Genomic DNA, 22,866 nt, shown 5'->3' with positions numbered 1-22,866 from the left:
TTCTTGACTTGCAGCTTAGCCTCCAGTTCTTCAAAGCGCTTCCGCTCGGCCCGTTGCCGACGAGCATCGCTTTTCTCAAAGGCGGCTGCACCGTTTTCGAAAAATTCTTTTTGCCACCGGTAAAATACCGTAGGATTGAGCAGATATTCGTCGCATAGGTCTGAGACCGACACTTTGTCAACAAGATGGCGCTTGATAATGGCAACCTTCTCGTTGGCTGAATAGTTTTTGCGTTTTCGTTTCATGGTGAATTCCTCCTTGTGAGTAAACTAACTCAAATGGGGGAATTCTCCAATTCGCGCTGAACCAAAACATAAGCTTGATGCATAGTAAAATCCGTAGTGGAAGCTGCAACCTTTAGTTCGATCTCTTTGCTGCCATTGGCTGATGACGGATCTAGCGTACTTTCGCAATCTTCCGGACGGGACATCTATTTGGGTTTGGCAAAAAACGTACTCTTCCAGAATCTAAACTTTCCTTCCTTCAATCCTTTTGCAGAGACGAAAGAGACATCCTTTCGCTTTCGACACTTGTCGGTCCAACCTGGTGAGCAAGGCGGTCAAGGAGAATGTTCCTCGCCTGCTTTTGCAACCAACTCACCAGGACCTCTACGGTTGTCGCATAATTCGCTTCCTTTCCTAAAAGGAACATTGTCCTTGAGGGCTGCAGCCGAGCCATGTTATTCATGATACTATTGCCAGTCCCTCTAATTGTGGCTTATAGAGCGGCTTGTACTCCTCTTCGTTTTTCCATAGACGGTGGAGTAAAACCGCAAGTTTCCTCGCAACTGCTACTACTTCCTTCTTTTTTGCACTCTTACCGCCTTTAGACATAATGGTTGCAGTAAAAAAGAAGGCCTGCCCCTTGCGAACGTGGATTATGGTGGAAAAGAGAGGTTTCACCACAGAGCCATAACCAAGGAGGCAGGCCATGACACATTTTATCTTTATCGGTTTGGATGTTCACAAAAACTCTATTGATGTCGCTATCGCAGCCGGTTCTCGAAACGCGGAGGTCCGTCACTACGGTAAAATTGGCGGAGAATCGACTGAAGTAGATCGGCTTGTTCGTAAGCTGGGCTACAAGAAGAAGGAGTTGCGGATTGTATACGAAGCCGGCCCCTGTTGATACGGCCTCTGCCGTCATCTTCAAAACCAGGGTATCGAATGCCCGGTCGTGGCGCCCTCGCTGATACCCAGAAAGACAGGAGACCGGGTCAAGAACGATCGGCGGGATGCGATCACCTTGGCTCGCCTTCACCGTGCCGGTGAGCTTACTGCGTTATATATCCCTCGCCCGGAGGACGAAGCCATGCGCGATTTGAGCCGTGCTCGAGAAGATGCCAAAATTGCTGAGAGGATGGCCAAACAGCGGCTGAACTCCTTTCTCCTCCGTCACGGACGAAACTACAGCGGGCGGCAGAAATGGACGCTGGCCCACAGGCGCTGGCTTTCGGACCAATCGTTTGTAGATTCCACCCAGCAAATCGCCTTCCAAGAATATATCAATAGCATCGAGGAGTGTGAACGCAGGGTTGAACGGCTGACAGAATCCATTCGGGATAGAGTAGAGTCTTGGCGGATGAAGCCGGTTGTCGATGCCTTTCAGGCGATGCGCGGAGTATCGATGATTGCTGCCGTCACTTTGGTGGCGGAACTTGGGGACCTGAACCGGTTTGATCACCCGGAGCAGGTGATGTCTTACCTGGGATTGATTCCTTCTGAGCATTCCAGCGGAGAAAGTCGACGACAAGGAGGTATTACTAAATGTCGCAACAGCCATGCTCGACGTGTATTGGTTCAGGGGGCTTGGGCATATCGGTTTCCAGCAAGGGTAAGCCGAGCGCTTCGCGATCGGCGTGCACACCTGACCGCCGAGGTTGCTGAAATCGGCTGGAAGGCGCAGCTTCGTCTTTGCAGCCGATATCGTCGTCTTATTACAAGCGGTAAATCCAACCAGGTAGCGGTGACCGCAATCGCCAGGGAAATGGCGGCATTTTTGTGGGCCATATCGCGGCAGATACCCTTGCGTGCATAGTGAGGGAGCAGACGGTCTTGTTAATTTTTCCATAGAGGAATAAATAGTCAAGTAAATCAGTTAACACTTCACCCCAAGGATAGAGGCGCGATCTCGGTTAGGAGAACCCTCGTTCCGACCATGAGATAGGGCTTTTGCCTGGATTCTCGACTTTAGAGAGAGGCAGCTTCGCGACGAACTGAAGTCAGGCGGTAACCAACCCGCGAATATCAGTATGATCAACCGTCGCTAAAGGATTCCGCCTCTATCCATGGGGTGGAAAAAACGGCAACCATAACCCACGTTCACAAGGGGGCGTACTCCTTTTGTCTCTTGACATAGTGCAACCATATCAGCCGGATGAACCATTTTTTAGGTACGTATGTTGACGGGGGTTAAAACGAGAAGTTTTCATTTTTGACACCGAAGGGTCCGTGTAATTTGATACGTAGAATGCCCCCCACTTATTTTTTGCTGCCGTTCGTAAAAAAACACCAGAATTGGGTTGGCAGAAGCCTTTACCTCTCGTCATGCCCTGCTGAGGCGTTGCTTCCGTGGAATCTTACACCGGAACAGATTGCGTGCTCCCCGTCGGCGAGGCGTACTTGAGTAGGCGGATACCCTGTTGGAGTATTTTTTTCCGAACTGGCAAATGAATATATGGTTGCGCGGGTTCACGATCTGTCGGAGACGGAGGCTGACAACTGGTACTGGAAGATGAAGTCGATCATCTTTCCTGAATTCGGAGGTCTGGAGGTGTCCCGGCTGGGACATGACCGACGACTGGACAAGTATCGGGCGAAGCGGACGAAAGACGGGGTCAAGCATGTCACGATACACCGGGAACGGTCATACGTCAGGGCCATTTTCAATTGGGGAGTGCGGGGTAGGATTATTGCCGTCAACCCGATGGCTGGCTATGAGATGCCAAAGAAAGACGGGGAGCGGATCAGGCCGATCAGCGACGACGACTTTCAGAAGGTGCTGGCAAAAGCCGCACCACACGTTCAGCGGGCCATGTTAGTGGCGTTTAATACTGGACTGCAGCCCGGAGCGGTCGAATTGCTGTCACTTACCTGGGACGATTTCGGTGATCACGAAAAGGTCCTGCGCATAACCTCGGCCAAAAAAGGAGGGCTCGAGTCCAGAGAGGTGCCGCTGCTTGACTCGTTTGTCGAGCAGATGAAGAAATGGCGTGACGAGGACGGTGGTTCCGGCTACATTGTCTACTGGAAAGGGCGGCGGATCAAGACGTCTATTAAAACGGCATGGAAAACGGCCAAGAAACGTGCCGGGATAACCGGCAGGCTGAGGCAGTACTCGATCCGTCATCGTTTCGTGACATAGTTGCTTGACGCCGGGGCTGATCTGAAAGCGGTATCCGAGATGGTAGGGCATAAGGACATCAACATGACAATCAAGATTTATCAGGAATCGAGCAGCCAGTCGAAGCGGCGGGCGATCAATCTTCTTGATGAAACATGTTCACAAGAAAAGAGTGGTTCAAGTCAAGCAAAATCAATACGCTAGACGTGCAAAAATTCTGCGTTCGGGACGCTGGGGTCGGAGGTTCGAATCCTCTCGTCCCGACCATGAATGATAGCCGAATCGAAGAGAATTATACGTACGCGTAACTTGATTAGCATGCTGGCAGGGTAAAAAGCCGCTCCCCATGGGAAGCGGCTTTTTCTTTTATGAAAAAGCGTCTCCGTTCAGGATTTACTACCGGTGCCTGTGCAGCGGCAGCAGCCAAGGCTGCCGCCGAGACACTGTTGCGCGGTAACCCTCCGATAGACGTCGAGATACCGTTTCCGGACGGTTCGCGTTTCGTCTTTCAGGTCCTTTGGGGCAGGTTGTCGGACGGCGCCGGTGGGGCGGGGGTTATCAAGGATGCCGGTGACGATCCGGACGTCACCAATCGGGCCGAAATTGTCGCCTGGGTGCGTCGTAGCCCCGCTGGTGGCAGCACGGGTACCGAGCAGATTCAGATAATCGGCGGGCGAGGTGTCGGCCGGGTCACTAAGCCCGGCCTGGCGGTACCGGTCGGACACCCCGCTATTAACCCGGTGCCGTTGCAGATGATCCGCGCCGCCGTCGACGAGGTGCTTGGTGCCCTGAACTGCTCGGAGCATGAACGGTTAGAGGTGTGTATCGAAGTTCCTGCCGGTGAGGAACTGGCCGCAAAGACGCTGAACCGGCGGCTCGGAATTGTTGGCGGCATCTCTATTCTCGGTACCACCGGTATCGTTCGGCCGATTTCCGCCGAGGCCTGGACGGCCACCATAGCGGCTTCGATGGATGTTGCCGAAGCGGTCGGTCTGAGCGAAATAATCTTGTCGACCGGAAGGACTTCAGAACGGGTGGTGGAGACCCTGATCGGCGCGCCGGAAGAGGCGCTGGTGATGATGGGGGATTATCTCGATTTTTCCCTGCAGGAAGTGCGCAAGCGATCATTCCGGCGGGTACACATGGCGGCAATGTGGGCGAAATTGCTCAAAGGAGCCATGGGGATCGCCCAGACTCATGTGCGGCACGGCATGCTGGACGTGGCGGCGATTTGTCGGTTTCTTCGAGAGCACCATGTGGCTGAGGCGACCCTGCAGGCCGTTGCCGAGGCCCATACGGCCAGAGAGATGCTGGACATCCTTCGCCGTCGGCAAGATGATGCGGTTATCGAAATGATCTGCCTCCTTGCACGACAGCACTACGAGCAACGTTGCGGGACTCCCGTGAACGTTTATCTGGTCGGCAGCGACAGTACGGTAGTGGCTCGGGCATAGGTTGGCGACAGGGCGTAACAATGAAGACGATCCACGTTATCGGCTTGGTGGGGGATCAGCTGCCCGACAAGATGCGGCAGGTGTTGACACAACCGGTGGCAATCCTGGTCTGTTCCGCCGCCATACGCGATATCATCATCACGCAACTACCTGCCGCCGGCAACGTCCGCTGGCTGTCCATAACACCGCTACATAGTTGCCTGGGTGAATTGCGGAGGCATCAGGAGGGAGACGGACCGATCGTCGTTGCGGTCACTGGCGACCCGTTGTTTTTCGGTTTTGGCCGTCTGCTGACTGATACATTTGCTGACCGGGAGATCATTTTCGAGCCATCGTTGTCGACCATGCAACTCTGCTTTGCCCGTTTCGGCATCCCCTGGGATGACGCACAGTTTCTCAGTCTGCACGGTCGACCACTGCACCTGATCGAGGGTAAACTGCAAACGGAAAAACTGTTTCTGTTTACCGATCGAGTCAATTCGCCGGCCGCCGTTGCCCGCTTTCTGATCGATCGATTCGGAGAGCAGGAGGCGGGGCGTTATCACCTCTCGGTCGGCGAATGTCTGGCGACTTCACGGGAACGTTTGCTGACAGGGGATCCGCAGGCGCTCGCCGGGCAGGTTTTTCACGAACCGAATTGCCTGATTTTGCGTAACACGGCACCTGTCACTGATACCATCAAGCAGCGGTTTGGCCTGCGGGAGCAAGAGCTGGTGCATAGTCGCGGCCTGATCACCAAAAACGAGGTACGGGCGGCTGTGCTGCACACGCTTGCCTTGCCGCAGCAGGGAGTGCTGTGGGATATCGGAGCAGGTTCCGGCTCGGTCGGCATCGAGGCGGCCCGGCTCTTTCCCGAGTTGACGGTCTACTCGGTCGAAAAGAACGACGTGGAATGTGCCAATATCCAGGCGAATCGATCGCGGTTCCGCTGCTGGAATCTGATCGTCGTGCCGGGCACGGCGCCGTCTGCCCTTGCCCGGCTGCCGCTGCCGGACCGGATCTTTATCGGCGGTTCCGGCGGTAATCTACCATCGATACTAAACAGTTTGTTCAACACGATTGCCGGATCGACGATAATCGTGTTGACTGCGGTGAGTGACCGGACCCGGTCGCAGGCTCCGCGGTTGCTCCTCGATGGTGGATATCGGGTGACAGTGAGCCGGGTATCGATCAGCCGGTTTGTCGGAGCCGACAATAAAGAAACCAGGTTGAACCCTATCGATATCATCAGGGCTGAACGAAACGATGACTAAGCAACAATCGAAGCCGGACGGAAAGGTCTATTTCATCGGCGCCGGACCGGGGGCCGTAGACTTGATCACGGTACGCGGCCGGCGGCTCATCGATACCGCCGACTGCATTATTTATGCCGGCAGTCTGGTGAATCCCGAGTTATTCTCGGGGTGTCGAGTGCCGCTGCACGATTCCGCCGCACTGCACCTCGATGAAATGATCGAAATCATGGCGGCGGTGGTCGACCAGGGCGGTTCCGTGGCCCGGGTCCATACCGGTGACCCGTCGCTCTATGGTGCCATCGCAGAGCAGATTACCAGGCTCGAGCAACGGGGCATCGCCTACGAGGTAGTTCCCGGTGTTAGCTCGGCGTTTGCTGCAGCGGCTGCGCTCGGTGTCGAGCTGACGCTGCCCGAGGTGACCCAGAGCGTTATCATCACCAGAAGGGAAGGACGTACCCCGGTGCCGGAGCGTGAGTCCCTTCCTCGGCTTGGTGCAGCGGGGGCGACGATGATGATCTTTTTGTCGGTCGCGATGATCGAAGACGTTGTTGCCGATCTGCTGGCCGGCGGTTACCCAATCGACACCCCGGTGGCAGTGGTGATGAAGGCCAGTTGGCCCGACCAGCAGGTGGTGACAGGAACCCTTGCCGATATCGCTGCGGCCGTGCAGTCGGCCGGGATTGCCAAAACCGCGATGATCTGCGTCGGCAAGGTCTTCGGCAGCAAGCAGCCGCCCGCCCGGTCCCGGCTCTATGACCCTGATTTCAGCCATGGCTGCCGGCCTGGCGGAGGCCTGTGATGAGTGGCGAGCGGGCCGAGTTGAATAGCAGATCTCGCCACCGGTTCGAGGCATTACTGGCCGATTCGGTTGCTCTGCACGGTCATCTCTGCGCCGGGCAGGTTATCGGTGTGCGCATGAGTATGCTCGGGTTGCGACTGATCGGTATACACGAGCCGAAAGGGGTGGATCGAAAAAAACTGTATGTGGTTGTCGAGATCGACCGCTGCGCCACCGATGCGATCCAGTCCGTTACCGGCTGCAGTCTGGGCAAACGGTCCTTGCGCTGGCTTGATCTCGGTATCATGGCGGCAACTTTTGTAAATCTGGAGACCGCAACGGCGGTACGCATTACCGCCCGGGAAGAGGCGCGGGAGTCGGCGCGAACGTATCGTCCGGACATCGTCGACAGGTATCAGCGGCAACTGGCAGCGTACCAGGAGATGCCCGATGAAGCGCTCTTCGCGGTGCAACGGGTTCGCCTGACAATAGCCGAGAACGACCTGCCGGGCCGGCCGTTACGCCGGGTGTGCTGTCAGCAATGCGGCGACTGGGTTCAGGATGGCAGGGAAGAGCGGGTCGCAGGGCGCACCGTTTGTCGATCCTGCGCCCACGGAGCCTATTATACCGTTGTCGAAAAGGTTTGACTGCCGGCAGACCGGACGGAACTGACATAGTGCTTCGTTGCTCAGAGTCCTTTGTTGCGAACCCTCAGACACATATCAATTGATCATGATCACTCTACTCGACTATGGCGCAGGCAATGTTCGAAGTGTACGTAATGCCGTCCGACGACTTGGCTGCGAGATACAAGACGTCACCGAGCCGAAGGATATACTCCGGGCCGAAAAGCTGATTTTTCCCGGTGTCGGCAGCTTCGGCTCGGTTATGAATAAACTGGTGGAAAAGGGCTACGTTGAACCGCTCAAACAAAGAATCGCCGCCGACAAACCGTTTCTCGGTATTTGTGTCGCACTTCAGGCGATGTTTGAAGCCAGCGCGGAATCGCCCGGTGTGCCCGGCCTCGGCGTACTGCCCGGAACGGTGCAGCGATTCACCGACCCGCGGTTGACCGTGCCGCAGATCGGTTGGAACGGCATCCGGCTGCATCGCCAGTGCTCGTTGTTTGAGGACTACCGCGGTGAAAAACTGTATTTCGTCCACTCCTATCATGCCCGGATCGAGGACGTGGACCAACACTGGCTGTTGAGCACAACCGATTACGGGCAATCGTTTGTTTCCGGAATCTGTCGGGGCAATGTCGCGGCGTTTCAATTTCACCCGGAAAAAAGCGGTGCCCCCGGGCTCACCATCCTGGGCCGGTTTCTCGAAAACGAGTCGATCACCGTGCGACCCGGCAGCACCACGGTTGCCGGTGATAAAACGCACCTGGCCAAACGGGTCATCGCCTGCCTTGACGTGCGCAGCAACGACCGGGGGGATCTGGTGGTGACCAAGGGTGACCAATACGACGTGCGGGCAGATGGCGAGGTTCGCAACCTCGGCAAACCGGTGGAACTGGCCCAGCGTTATTTCGAAGAAGGGGCCGATGAAATCACCTTCCTCAATATTACCGGTTTCAGGGATTTCCCACTTGCCGACCAACCGATGCTTGAGGTGCTGCGGCGGACGTCGGAGAAGGTATTCGTGCCGTTGACTATCGGCGGCGGCATCCGTGCCTTCACCGATTCAGACGGGGTATTTCATACCGCCCTCGATGTCGCCTCCGAGTATTTTCGATCAGGAGCGGACAAGATATCGATCGGCAGCGACGCGGTGTATACCGTCGAGGCCTTCCTGGCGAGCGGACAGGCCACCGGCAAGAGCGCCATCGAGCAGATTTCCGCAGTATACGGCGCACAGGCGGTGGTCATCTCGGTCGATCCCCGTCGCATCTATGTCTCCGAACCGGAGCGAACGACTCATCAGGTGATAGCCACAGCGCAGCCTGGACCAGGCGGCGAGCGATACTGCTGGTATCAATGCACCGTAAAAGGGGGGCGGGAAGGGCGGGATATCGATGTCATTCAATTGGTCACCGTCTGCGAGCGACTCGGGGCCGGAGAAATCCTGCTCAATTGCATCGACCGGGACGGCACCAACAGCGGTTTTGATATCGAGTTGATCAATCATGTCAAAGAACGGGTGAGTATTCCGGTCATCGCCTCAAGCGGAGCTGGCAGGCCCGAGCACTTTATCGAGGTGTTCGAGCAAACCGGAGCGGAAGCGGCCTTGGCCGCCGGCATCTTTCATCGCCGTGAGATCGGTATCCGGCAGGTCAAAGAAGCATTGATCGAGCGGGACATCTCCTGCCGCTAAAAGGAGCAGCGTTTTATTTTTCAGCGTTGTGCGGTAAGAGAGAGGAAGGAGAGACTGGCTAAAAAGGATTCGCCCTCGCTGGCAAAAGATTGCGTCGGCTTGCCGGAAGACTGCCGTTCCTGATAAAAAAGGTCGATTCCGAGGCGATTATTGTCGGGGTGGACACAGATCAAACCGGTGTTTGAGACGTTGGTAAACGGCTGAGCCGAGAGCTCGTGCGATCCTTCGGCGCGGTGGTCTTCATAGCATTGCCGATAGCGGACGCACCTTTCGGACTTTTCACTGACGTCAAAAAAGAGTTGGACATTGCGGATCAGAGATGGATCAACGCTGATCAGTTTCCGTTCTTTCACATGGGCAAGAAAATCATTTATTTCGGGGAATTCCTCGTTGAAATGTAATTCCGTGGCGCGACTTGCGATCGAGTATGTTTCGGAATCCACTTTTTTAACATAAAAGAGGCTATCCCGGTTGACTCGCTCATACCAGCCCTGGCCTGGCGGCGGGAGCACCGAAAATCCGAGGGTGCTGATGCGCGGCGTATTGGTGTAGACCGGCAGGTACCGACCGGTATTGTCGGCACAGCCGCAGCATGAAAAGGTGACAAGCAGCGCTGTTACGAGCACCCAAAAGCGGGCAGACATCATGACCTCTTTGCTAACGTATTGAAAACAAACAAGAGAAAGGTAGAGCTACCATTGTCCATAACTGATGTCAACGAGAAAGAGCAGTGCGGCGCAGCGCTTGTCGGCAGCGAAGCTCTTTTTTGATAAATCGGGAAAAGGGGAAGCGGACTTTAGATGTACAGCGTCAATTTTCTTGCAATTCGCTCCGTCAGTGGTTGGATTACCACGCTTGCCGTGATGGTGCTGGTATTGTTTGGCGTATCGACCGCGACGTATAAAAAAGGGCTCGAGGAACTCGCCGAGCAAAGCTCCGTTCAACTCGACCTGTTTGTCCTCTACCTTCGTGGAGTGCTCGGGAAATATGAGAGCCTACCGGAGATGCTTGCGCGGGACAAGAATCTGGTCGGTTTTTTGATCAATCCGGGCGGGAGGGAGCGGATCGAGGCCTTCAATCGCTACCTGCAGACGGTCAACGACATCAGTAATGCTTCCGACACCTATCTGATGGACAAGGACGGCTTGACCATTGCCGCCAGCAATTGGCAGGACGAGCGTCCCTTCGTCGGACGTAATTTCAGTTACCGACCTTATTTTCAGCAAGCCATGAAAGGACAGCTCGGTCGATATTTCGCCCTTGGTACGACATCGATCAAACGAGGTTATTATTTTGCCTATCCGGTGCGCCTGGAACATGAGATTCTCGGCGCCGTGGTTATCAAGATCGACATCGACTCCGTCGAAAAGAGCTGGGGGTATCATGACGCGACGTTTATCGTTACCGATCCCGAAGACGTCATTTTCTTGACCACTCGGCCCGACTGGCGGTTTCGCACCATTGGCGAGATTTCGCCGCGTACGTTGGCCCTGGTCAAGAAAAGCCGGCGGTATCCTGATGCCGATATTCAGCCTATCGCGATGCGCCGGATTCAAGATTATCCTTTCGGTAAGGTAATCAATCTCGATGAGCAGGGCGGCACCACCTCGGCAACGGTGCTGCAGCAGTTCAGGGTGATGGACGAAGCCGGTTGGAACGTCCATATCTTGTCCGATACCCGTCCGCTGCGCAAGAGGATCCTCGCCACTAACGTACTGGTCGGTTCGGCGATCATGATTTCCTATCTGCTGCTGACGGTTCTCGCTCAACGCCGGCGACGGTTGGCGGAGATTAAGCGTTTTGAAGATCGGAGCCGTCAGGCCTTGCAGGAAGCCAATGAGCACCTGGAAACCAGGGTTCAGGAGCGAACCGCCGAACTGGTCGAGGCCAACCGGAAACTGCTCAGCGAGATACAGGAACGAAAGAGCACCGAAGATGTATTGCGGCGAACTCGATCGGAATTGGTGCACGCCGCCAAGATGGCCACTTTGGGACAATTGTCGGCGGGGATCAATCACGAGTTGAACCAGCCTCTTGCCGCTATCCGCAGCTACGCCGATAACGCCCGGCAATTTCTGGAAAAAGGCAGAAAGATCGAAGCGGCCTGGAACATGGCCCAGATCAGCGAACTCACCGACCGGATGGCCCAGATCGGTATCCAGTTGAAAGAGTTTTCTCGAAAGAGCAGCGGCAAGCCGGAGATCGTACCGCTGCATGGTGTTATCGACGGCGCATTGGAGATCCTGGCCTCCGGCATCCTGAAGAACAAAATCGCTGTGCACGTCCGAATTCAGCCGGAGAACCTGCAGGTATCAGCCAACCAGGTTCTGCTTCAGCAGGTGCTGGTGAACGTCTTGAACAATGCAATGCAGGCAGTTGAATCATGCCATGAGAAAGAGATCGCCATCGACGCCTGTGTTGAAGAAGATCGGGCGAGAATCATTATTCACGACAGCGGTCCCGGTATTGCAGGGGACCATGTCAAAGAGATCTTCGACCCGTTTTTTACGACCAAACAACCGGGACAGGGGCTTGGACTGGGATTGACGATTAGTAAACGTATACTCAAGGAGATGGGCGGCACCATCGTTCTTGAGCCGGCGGAATCAGGGGCCCGGTTCGTCATCTCCTTGCTCATAGTGGATCAGCAGAATGAAAACGAGCAATAAAGTACTCTTTATCGACGATGAAAAGCATATCCGGCAGGCCAACACCCAGACGCTGGAGTTGGCAGATATGGAAGTGGTCTGCTACGAAACGGCGGAAGCCGCCCTGCCCGCGATCGATGCGCACTGGCCCGGGGTTGTCGTCTGTGACATAAGACTGCCGAAGATGGACGGCCTGTCCTTCATGGCGGCGGTCCGGGAAATCGACAGCGATCTGCCGGTCATCCTGATTACCGGCCACGGCGATATCTCCACCGCCGTTCAGGCGATGCGCGACGGGGCCTACGATTTTATCGAAAAACCCTATTCATCGGAACGACTGGTTAAAACGGTGCAACGGGCCTTGGAGAAACGGGCCCTGACTCTGGAAAACAGGACGCTGCGCCGGGAACTGGAAGCACAGGAAGTTCTTGGCCCGCGGATTATCGGCCGCACCGTTCAAATGGATGCACTTCGCACCACCATCGCCCAGATCGCCGATACCGGGGCTGACGTGTTGATCACCGGTGAGACCGGAACCGGCAAAGAACTGGTGGCCCGCTCTCTTCACGAGCAGAGCCGCCGGCGATCGAGAAACTTCGTCGCGGTGAACTGCGGTGCAGTCAGCGATTCGTTGATCGAAAGCGAGTTGTTCGGTCATGAGGCCGGAGCGTTCACTGATGCTCGAGAGCAGCGGATCGGCAAATTCGAATATGCCAACGGTGGGACGCTGCTGCTCGATGAAATCGAATCAATGCCCTTGCGGGTGCAGGTGCATCTGTTGCGGACCCTGCAGGAGCGAACGGTCGAACGACTCGGGTCGAATAAATCGATACTGCTCGATCTGCGAGTGGTTGCCGCAGCAAAGTCGGACCTCAAAGAACTGACCGGCATCGGAACCTTCCGTGAAGATCTCTATTATCGGCTCAGTGTCGTGCAATTGCGCCTGGCGCCGCTCCGTGAACGGCGTGAAGATATCCCGCTGCTTTTTCGCCATTTCGTTCTCGTCGCGTCGCACCGGTACCAGCAGGAAGCGCCATTGCCGGACAACAATCAGATGAATGCCCTGATGGCCTATTCCTGGCCGGGCAATGTCCGCGAACTGCGTAATGTGGCCGAACGCTATGTACTACTCGGAGCGCAGAATGACTGGCGGATCGACCGGTTGATGAGCGGCTCCGTTCACTCCGAGGCCCGCAGCCTGGCAGAACAGGTCGAACGTTTCGAGCGCAGCCTGATCGAGCAGGCGCTCGCTGCCGGCAACGGGTCGATCAAAAAAGCCATGGACACCTTGTCTATTCCGCGTAAAACCCTGTCAGACAAAATGCGCAAATATAGACTTGATAAAAGCGATTTCAAAGAGTGACACCCAATGGTTTTTCAACCTCCCGCGGGAGCGGTGAAGAGCTGTCCTCTTTCTATCCATTCGGACCTGCTTCTCCTCGCCGTCCGGTTTCTGCGGTGCCGCTTCCGATAGTTCCCAATCGGTTCGGAATGAATCGCTTTTCAGGAGACAGAGCAGATAGTGAGGCTAGATTCGTAGGCGGATTTCCCCCTCATTGATGGGCAACAATTGGCGGAAATCCGCCAATTGTTATAGCCTGACAATTCCCGATTGTGCTCTGTTGCCTGATATTTCGGAAGAACTTTTTTGTCCCTGTCTGGACCGTTCTTTGCAGATGTTCAGGTGTTACCCCGCACCCGACGATATTCGATTCGTCGTGCCGTGCAGTCTGCTCGACAGCCATTTTCAGGACTGTTCCGGCCAAGGGACAAACCAACACAATGAGGAGGAGTTGTCATGTTGCGAAAGGTTACCCAGATTCTTGCCATTACGGCGGTATCAAGTATGCTGGCAATCGGCACGGCAGTCGCTGCACCGATTACCATCAAGTTCGCCCATGTTGTTGCTGAAAACACCCCGAAGGGCCAGGCAGCCAATAAGTTTCGGGACCTGGTCGCTGAGCGCATGGGTGACAAAGTTGTTGTCGAAGTCTTCCCGAACTCGCAGCTTTTCGGCGACGATACGGTTTTGGAGGCCATGGCCTTAGGTGATGTGCAACTGGCTGCCCCGAGTCTTTCCAAATTCGATCGTTACACCAAATCGCTGCAGGTGTTCGACCTGCCGTTCCTGTTTTCCGATATGGCCGCCGCAGAGCGTTTCCAGCAGAGCGACATCGGTAATGAATTGCTGATGTCCATGGAGAGCAAAGGCTTGATCGGCCTCGGTTACATCCATAACGGCCTGAAGCAGATTTCCGCCCATAAACCGCTTCGTGTACCGGAAGATGCCCGCGGTCTCAAATTCAGGATTCAGGCCTCCAATGTGCTGGCCGCCCAGTTTGAAGCACTTGGCGCCATGCCTTTGAAAAAGCCGTTTTCCGAGGTCTTCACCCTGCTGCAGACCAAAGCGATCGATGGCCAGGAAAACACCTGGTCGAATATCTATTCCCAGAAATTTTTTGAGGTACAGCCCTACATAACCGAATCCAACCATGGCCTGATCGACTATCTGGTCGTTACCTCGGCCGAGTTCTGGAACGGCCTGCCGGATGACATTCGCGCCGAAGTTAAGAAAGCACTCGATGAAGGGATTGCTTTCGGTAATGAAGTTGCCGCACAAAAAGCACTGGATGACAAGCAGAAAATCATCGACTCCGGCCGTTCTGAAATCATTTATCTGACTCCGGAAGAACGCGCCCTCTGGGTTGAAGCGATGAAACCGGTGTGGCAGAAATTCGAGGAAGAGATCGGCAAGGAATTGATCGACGCTGCCTATGCCTCCAACGAATAATCAGCATCCCTAACGGGACGGGCTTGAGAGAACAGGGCAGGGGGTCCCGAACGGTGAGTTCCTGCCCTGATGCTTGTCCGCAGATTGCGCAAGAGGTCGGCAATGTTTTTCAAAATTGTAAATAAGATTGAGGAAGGGATCATTGCCCTGTTTCTGGTAACCTGTACCCTCCTCGTATTCGTTGATGTGGTGATGCGATTCGGTTTCAGCAAGGCCTGGATCTGGTCCCAGGAACTGACCCTGCATCTGAGCGCCTGGATGGTCTTGTTCGGCGCCTCCTATTGTCTAAAGCTTGGTGCCCATATCGGCATGGATGCTTTCGTCAAGATTTTCCCCCCGCTTGGCCGGAAAATACTGACCGGCATCGCCTGTTCCCTCAGCCTGATCTATTGCTGGCTGGTAATCTACGGTGCCTGGATCTATCTCGGCAAAGTGAAAATGCTCGGCATCAGTCTGGAGGACCTGCGCTTTATCCCAACCTGGGTCGCCCACAGTATTCTTTTGATTGGTTTCGTTTTTCTCGGTGTTCGATTGCTTATCCTGCTCTGGACAGTGGTATTTGGGGACGTCGAGGTATTTCGCCATGCCGACGAGGCCAAGGAGAGCATGGCCATTGTCGAGGAGTTGAAAAAGGAGGGCATGGTATGACCACCGCCGCATTATTTATCTTGCTTTTCGGCTGTATGCTGCTGGGCATGCCGATTGCCTTGGCGCTCGGACTGTCGAGCATCGGCACCATCCTGATGTTTTCGAACGACTCGATCGCCTCCATCTCTCTGAAATTGTTCGAAGCACTATCCAAACATTATACGTTGCTGGCCATTCCCTTTTTTATCCTGTCATCGTCGTTTTTGTCCACCGGCGGGGTGGCCAAACGAATCATCCGTTTTGCCACCGGCCTGGTCGGCCATATCAAGGGCGGCGTCGCGATGGCCTCGGTCGTAGCCTGTATGATTTTCGCCGCGGTTTCCGGTTCGTCGCCGGCAACGGTCGCTGCAATCGGCTCCATCTGTATCGCCGGCATGCTCAAGATCGGTTACCCGGAGAGTTTCGGCGCCGGCGTCATTACCACCGCCGGTACCCTGGGCATCCTGATCCCGCCGTCCATCGTTATGCTCGTCTATTCCGCAGCAACCGAAGTGTCTGCAGCCCGGATGTTCATGGCCGGTTTTCTGCCCGGACTGATGATGGGACTGATGCTGATGATCGTTATCTATATCGTCGCCCGGTTTCGCAACCTGCCGAGTCTTCCCTGGGTAGGTTTTAAGGAACTTCTAGCTTCCGGATGGAGCGCGCTGGGCGGGCTGATGCTGATTATCATCGTTCTCGGCTCGATCTATGGCGGTATCGCCAGTCCCACCGAAGCGGCCGCCGTCTCTGCGGTTTACGCCTTCGGTATTGCCTGTTTCGGTTACCGTGACATGGGGCCGATGAAGGAGCAGCCGTGGTTCAAGCCTGGCGAGTCGCTGGGTGCCGCCTTGTTTCGCAACAGCTGGCAGATCACGCTGGCTCTGCCGAAGTGCATTTTCGACCGGGATGTCAACAAAGTGCTGATGGATGCGGCGAAGGTCAGTATCATGCTGCTGTTTATTATCGCCAATGCAATGCTCTTTGCCCATGTACTGACCACCGAACGTATTCCGCACCACATCGCCTCGATCATCGTCGAGCTCGGCCTGTCGCCCTGGATGTTTCTGATCGTGGTCAACCTGCTGCTGCTTGCCGCCGGTAATTTCATGGAGCCGTCGGCGATCCTGCTGATCATGGCGCCGATCCTCTTCCCGATTGCTTTGCAGCTGGGAATCGATCCGATTCACCTGGGTATTGTGATGGTCGTCAATATGGAGATCGGCATGCTGACGCCGCCCGTCGGTTTGAATCTCTTTGTCATGTCCGGTATTACCGGTAATTCCATGGGCTGGGTCATCAAGGCGGCCTTACCGTGGCTCTGTCTGATGCTCGTTTTTCTTGGGCTGATTACCTATATTCCGCAAATCTCTCTGTTCTTGCCGGAGTATATTGACAAATTGAAAGGGTATTGATCCATCCAGAGGTGCGCCGCACTGATTCCGACTGTTCGGGAGTTTCGGTCCGGCGCACTCGTTTAACCCTGAGATACCATCGACAAACCGTTCACCATGGTTATCGTGGGGTGAGATGTTGGGGGGGAGCCGCTTTTTAACAGGATTTGAGGAGAATCGGAATGTTGCCGGAATTCAAAACAATTTTGTATGCTACTGATCTGGGTAAACATACTCGGCCGGTTTTTCGCACGGCAATCAGTCTGGCCCGGCGCTATGAAGCCGACATCACCATGCTGCACGTGGTCGAACCAATGTCCTCGGCAGCGCAGGCCATCGTTGAGACGTACCTGACCGATGTGGATGCGAAAAAAATATTTCAGGATAATATGCGTTTGGTCCTGAAGACGATGAAGAGCAGGTTGGAGAAGTTCTGCCAAGAAGAGGAGCAGAGCCGTGATCGGCAGGATATCCGGGTAAAGGAATTGCTTGTCATTAGTGGCCGCCCCAGTGAGGAGATTATCAAGGCCGCACAAAAGCATCAGGCAGACCTGATCGTCATGGGGAAATCCACCCGCCGTATTTTTGGTACCGATATCGTCGGGTCCACCGCTCGCCGGGTCCCGCGGTACGCGACGATTCCAGTGATTATCGTGCCGAACAACTAAGAACCGGAACGATGACACTCCCGGAAGTCGATGTTGTGCTGGCGTCACCGCGTGGTTTCTGCGCCGGTGTCGTAAGGGCCATCGAGACAGTCAAATTAACCCTGCAGGACGAAGGCGCCCCGGTCTTCGTACTGCACGAAATCGTTCACAACCGTCACGTCCTCGCCGAGTTGGAACAACTCGGCACCCGGTTCGTCAAAGATCTGCACGATATTCCTGCCGGCGGTATCTGTATATTCAGTGCTCATGGCGTCTCCCTGGAAACGGAACGTCGAGCCGAGGCCGGAGGGCTGAGAACTATCGATGCCACCTGCCCGCTGGTAACCGGAATTCATCGCCTGGTCGAGCAATACCATAGTCAGGGGTATGATGTGATCATCATCGGCCATCACGGGCACCCCGAAGTGGTAGGAACGGCGGGACGAGTCGGTGATCGGGTCCACGTGGTGGCCGATGAGCGGGAGGCGGGGCAGGTTGTGGTCAACTCGATGGACAAAGTTGCCTATGTCACGCAGACGACGCTCAGTCAACACGATGTGGCCGGGGTTCGCGCCATCCTGCGTCAGCGCTTCCCGGATATCAAGGGGCCTGCCGAATCAAATATCTGTTATGCGACCCAGAATCGGCAGGATGCGGTGCGCCAGCTCGCCGCTCGGGCCGAATTGATTTTCGTGGTCGGCTCGAAAAACAGCTCGAACTCCAACCGCCTCAAAGAAGTCGCCGAGAGTAGTGGCTGCCGCAGCTATCTGATTGACGATCGAGAAGACCTGCAACCCGGCTGGCTGAACGGGGTTACCAGCGTCGGTATTACCGCCGGTGCGTCGGCACCGGAGCGCCTGGTTGAGGGAGTACTCGATTGGCTCGAAGAACACGCCGTCATCAAAAGTGTTTCGGAATTATTCGGAAAGGATGAGCATATCAAATTTAAGCCGGCTCGATCGTTTCGATAGAATCAAGATCCGCCGGCTTGTCGATTGCCGCCCTGCTAGCCGAACGATTGCTTGATGCGCTCCATCGCCTCCTCTACATTTTCCCGTGAATTAAAAGCGGACAGCCGAATATAGCCGGCACCGCACTTGCCGAAACCGGCGCCCGGCGTGCAAACGACGCCGGCCTGCTGGAGCAGTCGATCAAAAAACTGCCAGGAATCACCCCTGCCTTCGATCCAGATATAAGGGGAGTGGTCGCCGCCGACACAAGCGTAACCCAGCTCGGTCATCGCAGTCCTGATGAGGGCGGCATTATCCAGGTAATATTCGATCAACTCTTTGGCCTGTCGTTTGCCGTTGGCGCTGTACAGTGCTTCGGCCGCCCGTTGTACCGGGTAGGAGACGCCGTTGAATTTCGTCGAGTGACGACGGTGCCAGAGATCGTGCAGCGACTGCGGTTTGCCGGAACTATCGTAGGCCATGCAGGCTTTCGGCACGACCGTGTAAGCGCAGCGGGTGCCGGTAAATCCGCCGCTCTTGGAAAAGCTGCGGAATTCGATGGCCACTTCCTCGGCGCCGTCGAGTTCAAATATCGACTTGGGCAATGATTCATCACGGATAAACGCTTCATAGGCCGCGTCGAAGAGGATCAAGGCCCGATTGTCACGGGCGTAATCGACCCAGGTCTGCAGCTCTGCACGGGAAATGGTGGAACCGGTCGGATTGTTCGGAAAACACAGGTAGATCAAATCCACAGGCGTGGCTGGCAGAGCCGGGATAAAATTGTTTTCCCGAAGCGATTCCAGATAGACGACACCAGAGTATCGGCCGTTTTCGTACGTACCGGTACGACCTGCCATGACATTGGTGTCGAGATATACGGGATAGACAGGATCCGGTATCGCAACGACGATATCGGTGCTGAAGAGTTCCTGGATATTGCCGGTATCGCATTTGGCACCATCACTGACGAAGATTTCATCGGCGGAGATGGTGGCGCCGCGATCCTGGAAGTCATGTTTGGCAATACTCTCACGTAAAAACGGATAACCCTGTTCCGGTCCGTAACCGCGGAAACTCTCTTCCCGCCCCATTTCGTCGACGGCCTGATGAAATGCCTCGATGCAGGCCGTCGGCAGCGGTTTGGTCACATCACCGATGCCCAGTTTGATAATGCGCTGATCGGGGTGAGCCTGCTGGTGGGCGGCTACCCTTTTGGCGATATCGGAGAAGAGATAGGATGCCTGCAATTTCTTGTAATGCTCGTTTATCGTGATCATGGTTATATATCCTGTAAGAAAAGCGGAGCGCGACCAAGCGCTCATTGGCGGTATCAGACCGGTAACCCTCCGTCCGTGCTGCACAGGCAGATTGGACGGTGAAACGTTTCAACTAGCATGAAAAGGCGGCGCCTGTCAACGTTCTCGATGACGTATGGGCTGCCCGGTTCATGATTTACAAGGTGTAATGGAGTGAACGGACAAAATTTCCAACCGATCAGGCTGATTGATTATCGGCCACCGGAATTTCTTATCGACGAGTTACTCCTCACGTTTCGTCTCAAGCAGCGGGGTACGCTCGTCCAGGCCAGTTCGATGATCAGGCGCAATCCGTCGGCCGACAGGAGAAATGGACCGCTGCGCCTCTGCGGCGAACAACTCCAGTTGGTCGAGCTGCGTCTCGATGACCGGCGGATATCGTTGCAGGACGTTTGCGTGACGGATTGGGAACTGATTATCGAAAACGTTCCGGATGTATTCAAGCTGCAAATTACCACCAGGGTCGATCCCGAAGACAACACCGCGTTGAGCGGTTTGTACCGTTCTTCCGCCATCTATTGCACCCAGTGTGAAGCGGAAGGGTTTCGCCGGATAACCTACTTTCTCGATCGTCCCGACGTCCTGGCCCGCTACACGACACGTATCGAAGCACCGCAAGAGGAGTGTCCGGTATTGCTGGCCAACGGCAATCTGGTGGCTGCAGGAGAGATGGACGACGGTTTTCATTTCGCCGAATGGCAGGATCCGTTTCCCAAACCGAGCTATCTATTTGCCCTGGTAGCCGGCGATCTCGTCAAGATCGAAGACGAGTTCGTTACCGCATCGGGACGACGCGTAACCCTGCAGATTTATGTCCATGAACGCAATCGCAATAAATGCAAGCACGCCATGGTCTCGCTGAAAAAAGCGATGCGGTGGGATGAACAGGTCTACGGACGGGAATATGACCTGGATCAGTATATGATTGTCGCCGTCGATGATTTTAACATGGGTGCGATGGAGAACAAAGGACTCAACCTGTTCAATGCCAAGTATGTGTTGGCCGACCCACGCAGTGCGACCGACCAGGATTATCTGGCCATCGAAGGGGTCATCGCCCACGAGTATTTTCACAACTGGACCGGAAATCGGATAACGTGCCGGGACTGGTTTCAGCTAAGCCTGAAAGAAGGATTGACGGTATTTCGCGATCAGCAGTTTTCGGCCGACATGAATTCCGCTGCGGTTCAGCGCATAGAGGACGTTCGCCTGCTCCGGCAATTCCAGTTCCGCGAGGATGCCGGACCGATGGCCCATCCGGTCCGGCCCGATCAGTACCTGGAGATCAATAATTTTTATACGGTTACCATCTACAATAAAGGAGCAGAGGTCATCAGGATGCTGCACACCTTGCTCGGACCGGAAACGTTTCGTCGCGGCATGGACCTTTATTTCCAGCGGCATGACGGTCAGGCCGTGACCTGCGACGATTTCGTCGCAGCCCTGGCCGACGCGGCTGATCGGGACCTGACCCGGTTTAAGCACTGGTATGTGCAGGCCGGCACCCCGAGGTTGACGGTTACCGAGCAGTGGGATGAGCGGCATTGCACCTACGTCGTCACTGTTGCTCAGGCGACGCCGGCGACGCCGGGCCAACCGGACAAGCTGCCGCTGCATCTGCCGCTTCTTGTCGGGCTGCTCGGTAGTGATGGCGGCGACCTGGCGGCCAGAGTTTCCTGCCCGTACGAGCGGCGGGGCAATGATCTCTTGCTCGAGCTGAAAGAGGTACAGCAGGACTTTGTCTTTCGTGAGGTGCCTGAGAAGCCGGTACTCTCGTTTCTGCGCGGCTTTTCCGCGCCGGTCATTGTCAATCCGTTCCAGAGCAGGGAAGAAGCGGCTTTTGTCATGCAGCACGATTCCGACTTGTTCAATCGATGGGACGCTGCCTTTTCACTGGCTGAGGCGGTCATTCTTGAATGTCTGGCGAAATTGGTTGCCGCCGAAACCATGGAGCTCGACCCCGTCTATCTTGAAGCGATTCACTATCTGGTCGGCCATCCGACGGACGATCGCTCGTTGACTGCTCTGGCTCTGCAGCTGCCTGCGGAGAACCATCTGCTGCAGGCACTAAAACAGATCGATCCGGTCGCGCTGCACGAAGCCCGCCGTTTTGTCAAACAGGAGCTGGCCGGCCGGCTTGCCGACGGATTGTTGAACTTGTACCATGACAACGAACCGTCAGCCACCTATCGATTGACCGGTGATCAGGTCGGCAGGCGCAGTCTGCGGGCGGTGTGTCTCGATTATCTGGTGCTGCTGGGCGAAGAGCAGCAGGATCTGCTCGAATTATGCGCTCACCAGTATCGGCAGGGGGGCACCATGACCGAAAAGATCGGTGCCCTGTCGGCTCTTGCCCAGGTGCCGGGAGCCCTGCGAGACGAGATCTTTGATCATTTCGAGAACCAGTGGCGCAGCGACCCGCTGGTGATGGACAAGTGGTTTGCTCTCCAAGCTGCATCTCCGGCTGCAGATACCTATGACCGGGTTAAAAAATTATTGGATCATCCGGCCTTTTCCTTGAAAAACCCCAACAAAGTGCGTTCGCTGCTCGGGGTGTTTGGTCAGAACCACGTCCATTTTCATCACGAAAGCGGTCGCGGCTATCGTCTCCTGGCCGACCGGATTTGCCAACTCGATCCGCTCAACCCCCAGCTTGCGGCGCGGCTGATGCAACCCTTCGTCACCTGGAGGCGATATACCAAGGATCGCCGGCAGTTGATGGAGCAGATTCTCCAGGAGATTGGAGGACAGGCAGGGATATCGCGAGACGTTTATGAGATTGTCAGCAAAAGCCTGGCACCGACCGGCGATTAACCGTCTCTTTTATGACAGAACAGGCAACGATAGGGCGGCGGATGGTCGTCGGGAAGAGGTGCTTCGCCGGTCGGACCGTGACAGCGCTGGCAGTGCGTCTCAGCCTCTTTCTTGTCGGTGATGCGGTGGAAGGGCAGGTGGATCTCGTCGACCGGCAACGGCGTCGTCGTCTCTTCCGGGGCGAGCAGCAAGAAGAGCAGAACGGTGATGCTCAAGAGCGCAAAAGCGATATTGAGCCTCTTCAAACGATTTTTTTTCGGGGAGCGATCGGGTGACATTTGACTAACCCCCATGACAGGAAGTCACAACGAACAATGAAAATTGGAGCCATAGTCGGAAGGACTGGCCGGCCCTGCCTCCGGCTGCTGCGCTGCGGCCTGATCGGCTGGCCTCCGAGGCCGGCAGACAGGCCATCCATGGCCTGACCGCCGGTTGCGGACGTCCCTGTCCGCAACCCTTCGGGCCTGATTCTCCGGACCACCGGGCCTTCGCGATGCAGCCTCCGGCAGACCCGACCAGCCCGGGGAACTGATTTTCATATAAAACCG

The 22,866-nt window shown here is 55.6% G+C and carries 18 protein-coding genes and 2 pseudogenes; 15 read left to right on the top strand and 5 right to left on the bottom strand.

All coding sequences use genetic code 11. The annotated features are described in order from the left end of the window. The coding region (locus BUC26_RS05535) for a transposase (protein WP_073374046.1) at positions 1 to 245 on the bottom strand (245 nt) is incomplete at its 3' end. Between the two features lie 438 nt (positions 246 to 683). Continuing rightward, positions 684 to 827, bottom strand: a pseudogene (locus BUC26_RS24495) (IS110 family transposase); the annotation flags it as partial. 103 nt (positions 828 to 930) lie between these two features. Between BUC26_RS24495 and BUC26_RS05520 the strand changes: the two are divergent. From BUC26_RS05520 to hisF, 7 genes and pseudogenes are all read left to right on the top strand, one after another. Continuing rightward, positions 931 to 2,037, top strand: a pseudogene (locus tag BUC26_RS05520) (IS110 family RNA-guided transposase). Between the two features lie 624 nt (positions 2,038 to 2,661). Continuing rightward, positions 2,662 to 3,363, top strand: coding sequence for a tyrosine-type recombinase/integrase (locus BUC26_RS05515; RefSeq protein ID WP_425267076.1), 702 nt, complete (start codon positions 2,662 to 2,664; stop codon positions 3,361 to 3,363). Between the two features lie 347 nt (positions 3,364 to 3,710). Continuing rightward, positions 3,711 to 4,796: a cobalt-precorrin-5B (C(1))-methyltransferase CbiD gene (gene cbiD / locus BUC26_RS05505; RefSeq protein WP_073374034.1), complete on the top strand. Its 1,086-nt coding sequence runs from the start codon at positions 3,711 to 3,713 to the stop codon at positions 4,794 to 4,796. 20 nt (positions 4,797 to 4,816) lie between these two features. After that, on the top strand, positions 4,817 to 6,049 hold the full coding sequence (locus tag BUC26_RS05500; protein ID WP_073374032.1) for a bifunctional cobalt-precorrin-7 (C(5))-methyltransferase/cobalt-precorrin-6B (C(15))-methyltransferase: 1,233 nt from the start codon (positions 4,817 to 4,819) through the stop codon (positions 6,047 to 6,049). Then, entirely contained in the window at positions 6,042 to 6,830 is a 789-nt protein-coding gene (cobM, locus tag BUC26_RS05495) for a precorrin-4 C(11)-methyltransferase (protein WP_073374030.1), read from the top strand. The genes BUC26_RS05500 and cobM overlap by 8 nt, the downstream gene beginning before the upstream one ends. Next, on the top strand, positions 6,830 to 7,456 hold the full coding sequence (locus BUC26_RS05490) for an FmdE family protein (protein ID WP_073374028.1): 627 nt from the start codon (positions 6,830 to 6,832) through the stop codon (positions 7,454 to 7,456). Before cobM ends, BUC26_RS05490 begins: the two co-directional genes overlap by 1 nt. Positions 7,457 to 7,541: 85 nt before the next feature. Next, entirely contained in the window at positions 7,542 to 9,128 is a 1,587-nt protein-coding gene (hisF, locus tag BUC26_RS05485) for an imidazole glycerol phosphate synthase subunit HisF (RefSeq protein WP_073374026.1), read from the top strand. Positions 9,129 to 9,148: 20 nt separating this feature from the next. Here the strand turns inward: hisF and BUC26_RS05480 are convergent, their stop codons facing one another. Continuing rightward, on the bottom strand, positions 9,149 to 9,775 hold the full coding sequence (locus BUC26_RS05480; RefSeq protein WP_143165917.1) for a hypothetical protein: 627 nt from the start codon (positions 9,773 to 9,775) through the stop codon (positions 9,149 to 9,151). A gap of 153 nt (positions 9,776 to 9,928) precedes the next feature. Here BUC26_RS05480 and BUC26_RS05475 point away from each other — a divergent pair, with 153 nt between their 5' ends. The 7 genes from BUC26_RS05475 to ispH all read left to right on the top strand — a co-directional run bounded on the left by BUC26_RS05475 (position 9,929) and on the right by ispH (position 18,206). Then, positions 9,929 to 11,797, top strand: coding sequence for an ATP-binding protein (locus BUC26_RS05475; RefSeq protein ID WP_208609736.1), 1,869 nt, complete (start codon positions 9,929 to 9,931; stop codon positions 11,795 to 11,797). Then, a complete protein-coding gene (locus tag BUC26_RS05470) occupies positions 11,781 to 13,139 on the top strand; it encodes a sigma-54-dependent transcriptional regulator (RefSeq protein ID WP_073374022.1) in 1,359 nt (452 codons plus the stop codon). The genes BUC26_RS05475 and BUC26_RS05470 overlap by 17 nt, the downstream gene beginning before the upstream one ends. Before the next feature lie 483 nt (positions 13,140 to 13,622). Then, on the top strand, positions 13,623 to 14,567 hold the full coding sequence (locus tag BUC26_RS05465; protein WP_425267075.1) for a TRAP transporter substrate-binding protein: 945 nt from the start codon (positions 13,623 to 13,625) through the stop codon (positions 14,565 to 14,567). 102 nt (positions 14,568 to 14,669) lie between these two features. Further along, the gene (locus BUC26_RS05460; protein ID WP_073374019.1) at positions 14,670 to 15,215 is read left to right on the top strand and encodes a TRAP transporter small permease; all 546 of its coding nucleotides are present in this window, start codon (positions 14,670 to 14,672) and stop codon (positions 15,213 to 15,215) included. Continuing rightward, a complete protein-coding gene (locus BUC26_RS05455; RefSeq protein ID WP_073374017.1) occupies positions 15,212 to 16,609 on the top strand; it encodes a TRAP transporter large permease in 1,398 nt (465 codons plus the stop codon). Before BUC26_RS05460 ends, BUC26_RS05455 begins: the two co-directional genes overlap by 4 nt. Positions 16,610 to 16,770: 161 nt before the next feature. Then, positions 16,771 to 17,256, top strand: coding sequence for a universal stress protein (locus BUC26_RS05450; protein ID WP_073374015.1), 486 nt, complete (start codon positions 16,771 to 16,773; stop codon positions 17,254 to 17,256). A gap of 11 nt (positions 17,257 to 17,267) precedes the next feature. Then, entirely contained in the window at positions 17,268 to 18,206 is a 939-nt protein-coding gene (gene ispH / locus BUC26_RS05445) for a 4-hydroxy-3-methylbut-2-enyl diphosphate reductase (RefSeq protein ID WP_073374013.1), read from the top strand. Positions 18,207 to 18,241: 35 nt separating this feature from the next. Here ispH and BUC26_RS05440 read toward each other — a convergent pair whose 3' ends face one another. Further along, positions 18,242 to 19,465 carry an LL-diaminopimelate aminotransferase gene (locus BUC26_RS05440; protein WP_073374010.1) on the bottom strand — a complete coding sequence of 408 codons (1,224 nt, stop codon included), beginning with the start codon at positions 19,463 to 19,465 and terminating at the stop codon, positions 18,242 to 18,244. 192 nt (positions 19,466 to 19,657) lie between these two features. Here BUC26_RS05440 and pepN point away from each other — a divergent pair, with 192 nt between their 5' ends. After that, the gene (gene pepN, locus BUC26_RS05435; RefSeq protein WP_073374008.1) at positions 19,658 to 22,318 is read left to right on the top strand and encodes an aminopeptidase N; all 2,661 of its coding nucleotides are present in this window, start codon (positions 19,658 to 19,660) and stop codon (positions 22,316 to 22,318) included. Here the strand turns inward: pepN and BUC26_RS05430 are convergent. Next, a complete protein-coding gene (locus BUC26_RS05430) occupies positions 22,315 to 22,596 on the bottom strand; it encodes a hypothetical protein (RefSeq protein ID WP_167369256.1) in 282 nt (93 codons plus the stop codon). The two genes, pepN and BUC26_RS05430, sit on opposite strands and share 4 nt — an antisense overlap. Positions 22,597 to 22,866 lie beyond the last annotated feature (270 nt).

Origin of the sequence: Desulfofustis glycolicus DSM 9705 (assembly GCF_900130015.1) — a bacterium.
GTDB lineage: Bacteria > Desulfobacterota > Desulfobulbia > Desulfobulbales > Desulfocapsaceae > Desulfofustis > Desulfofustis glycolicus.
This window is presented reverse-complemented; position numbering and strand designations above follow the sequence as displayed.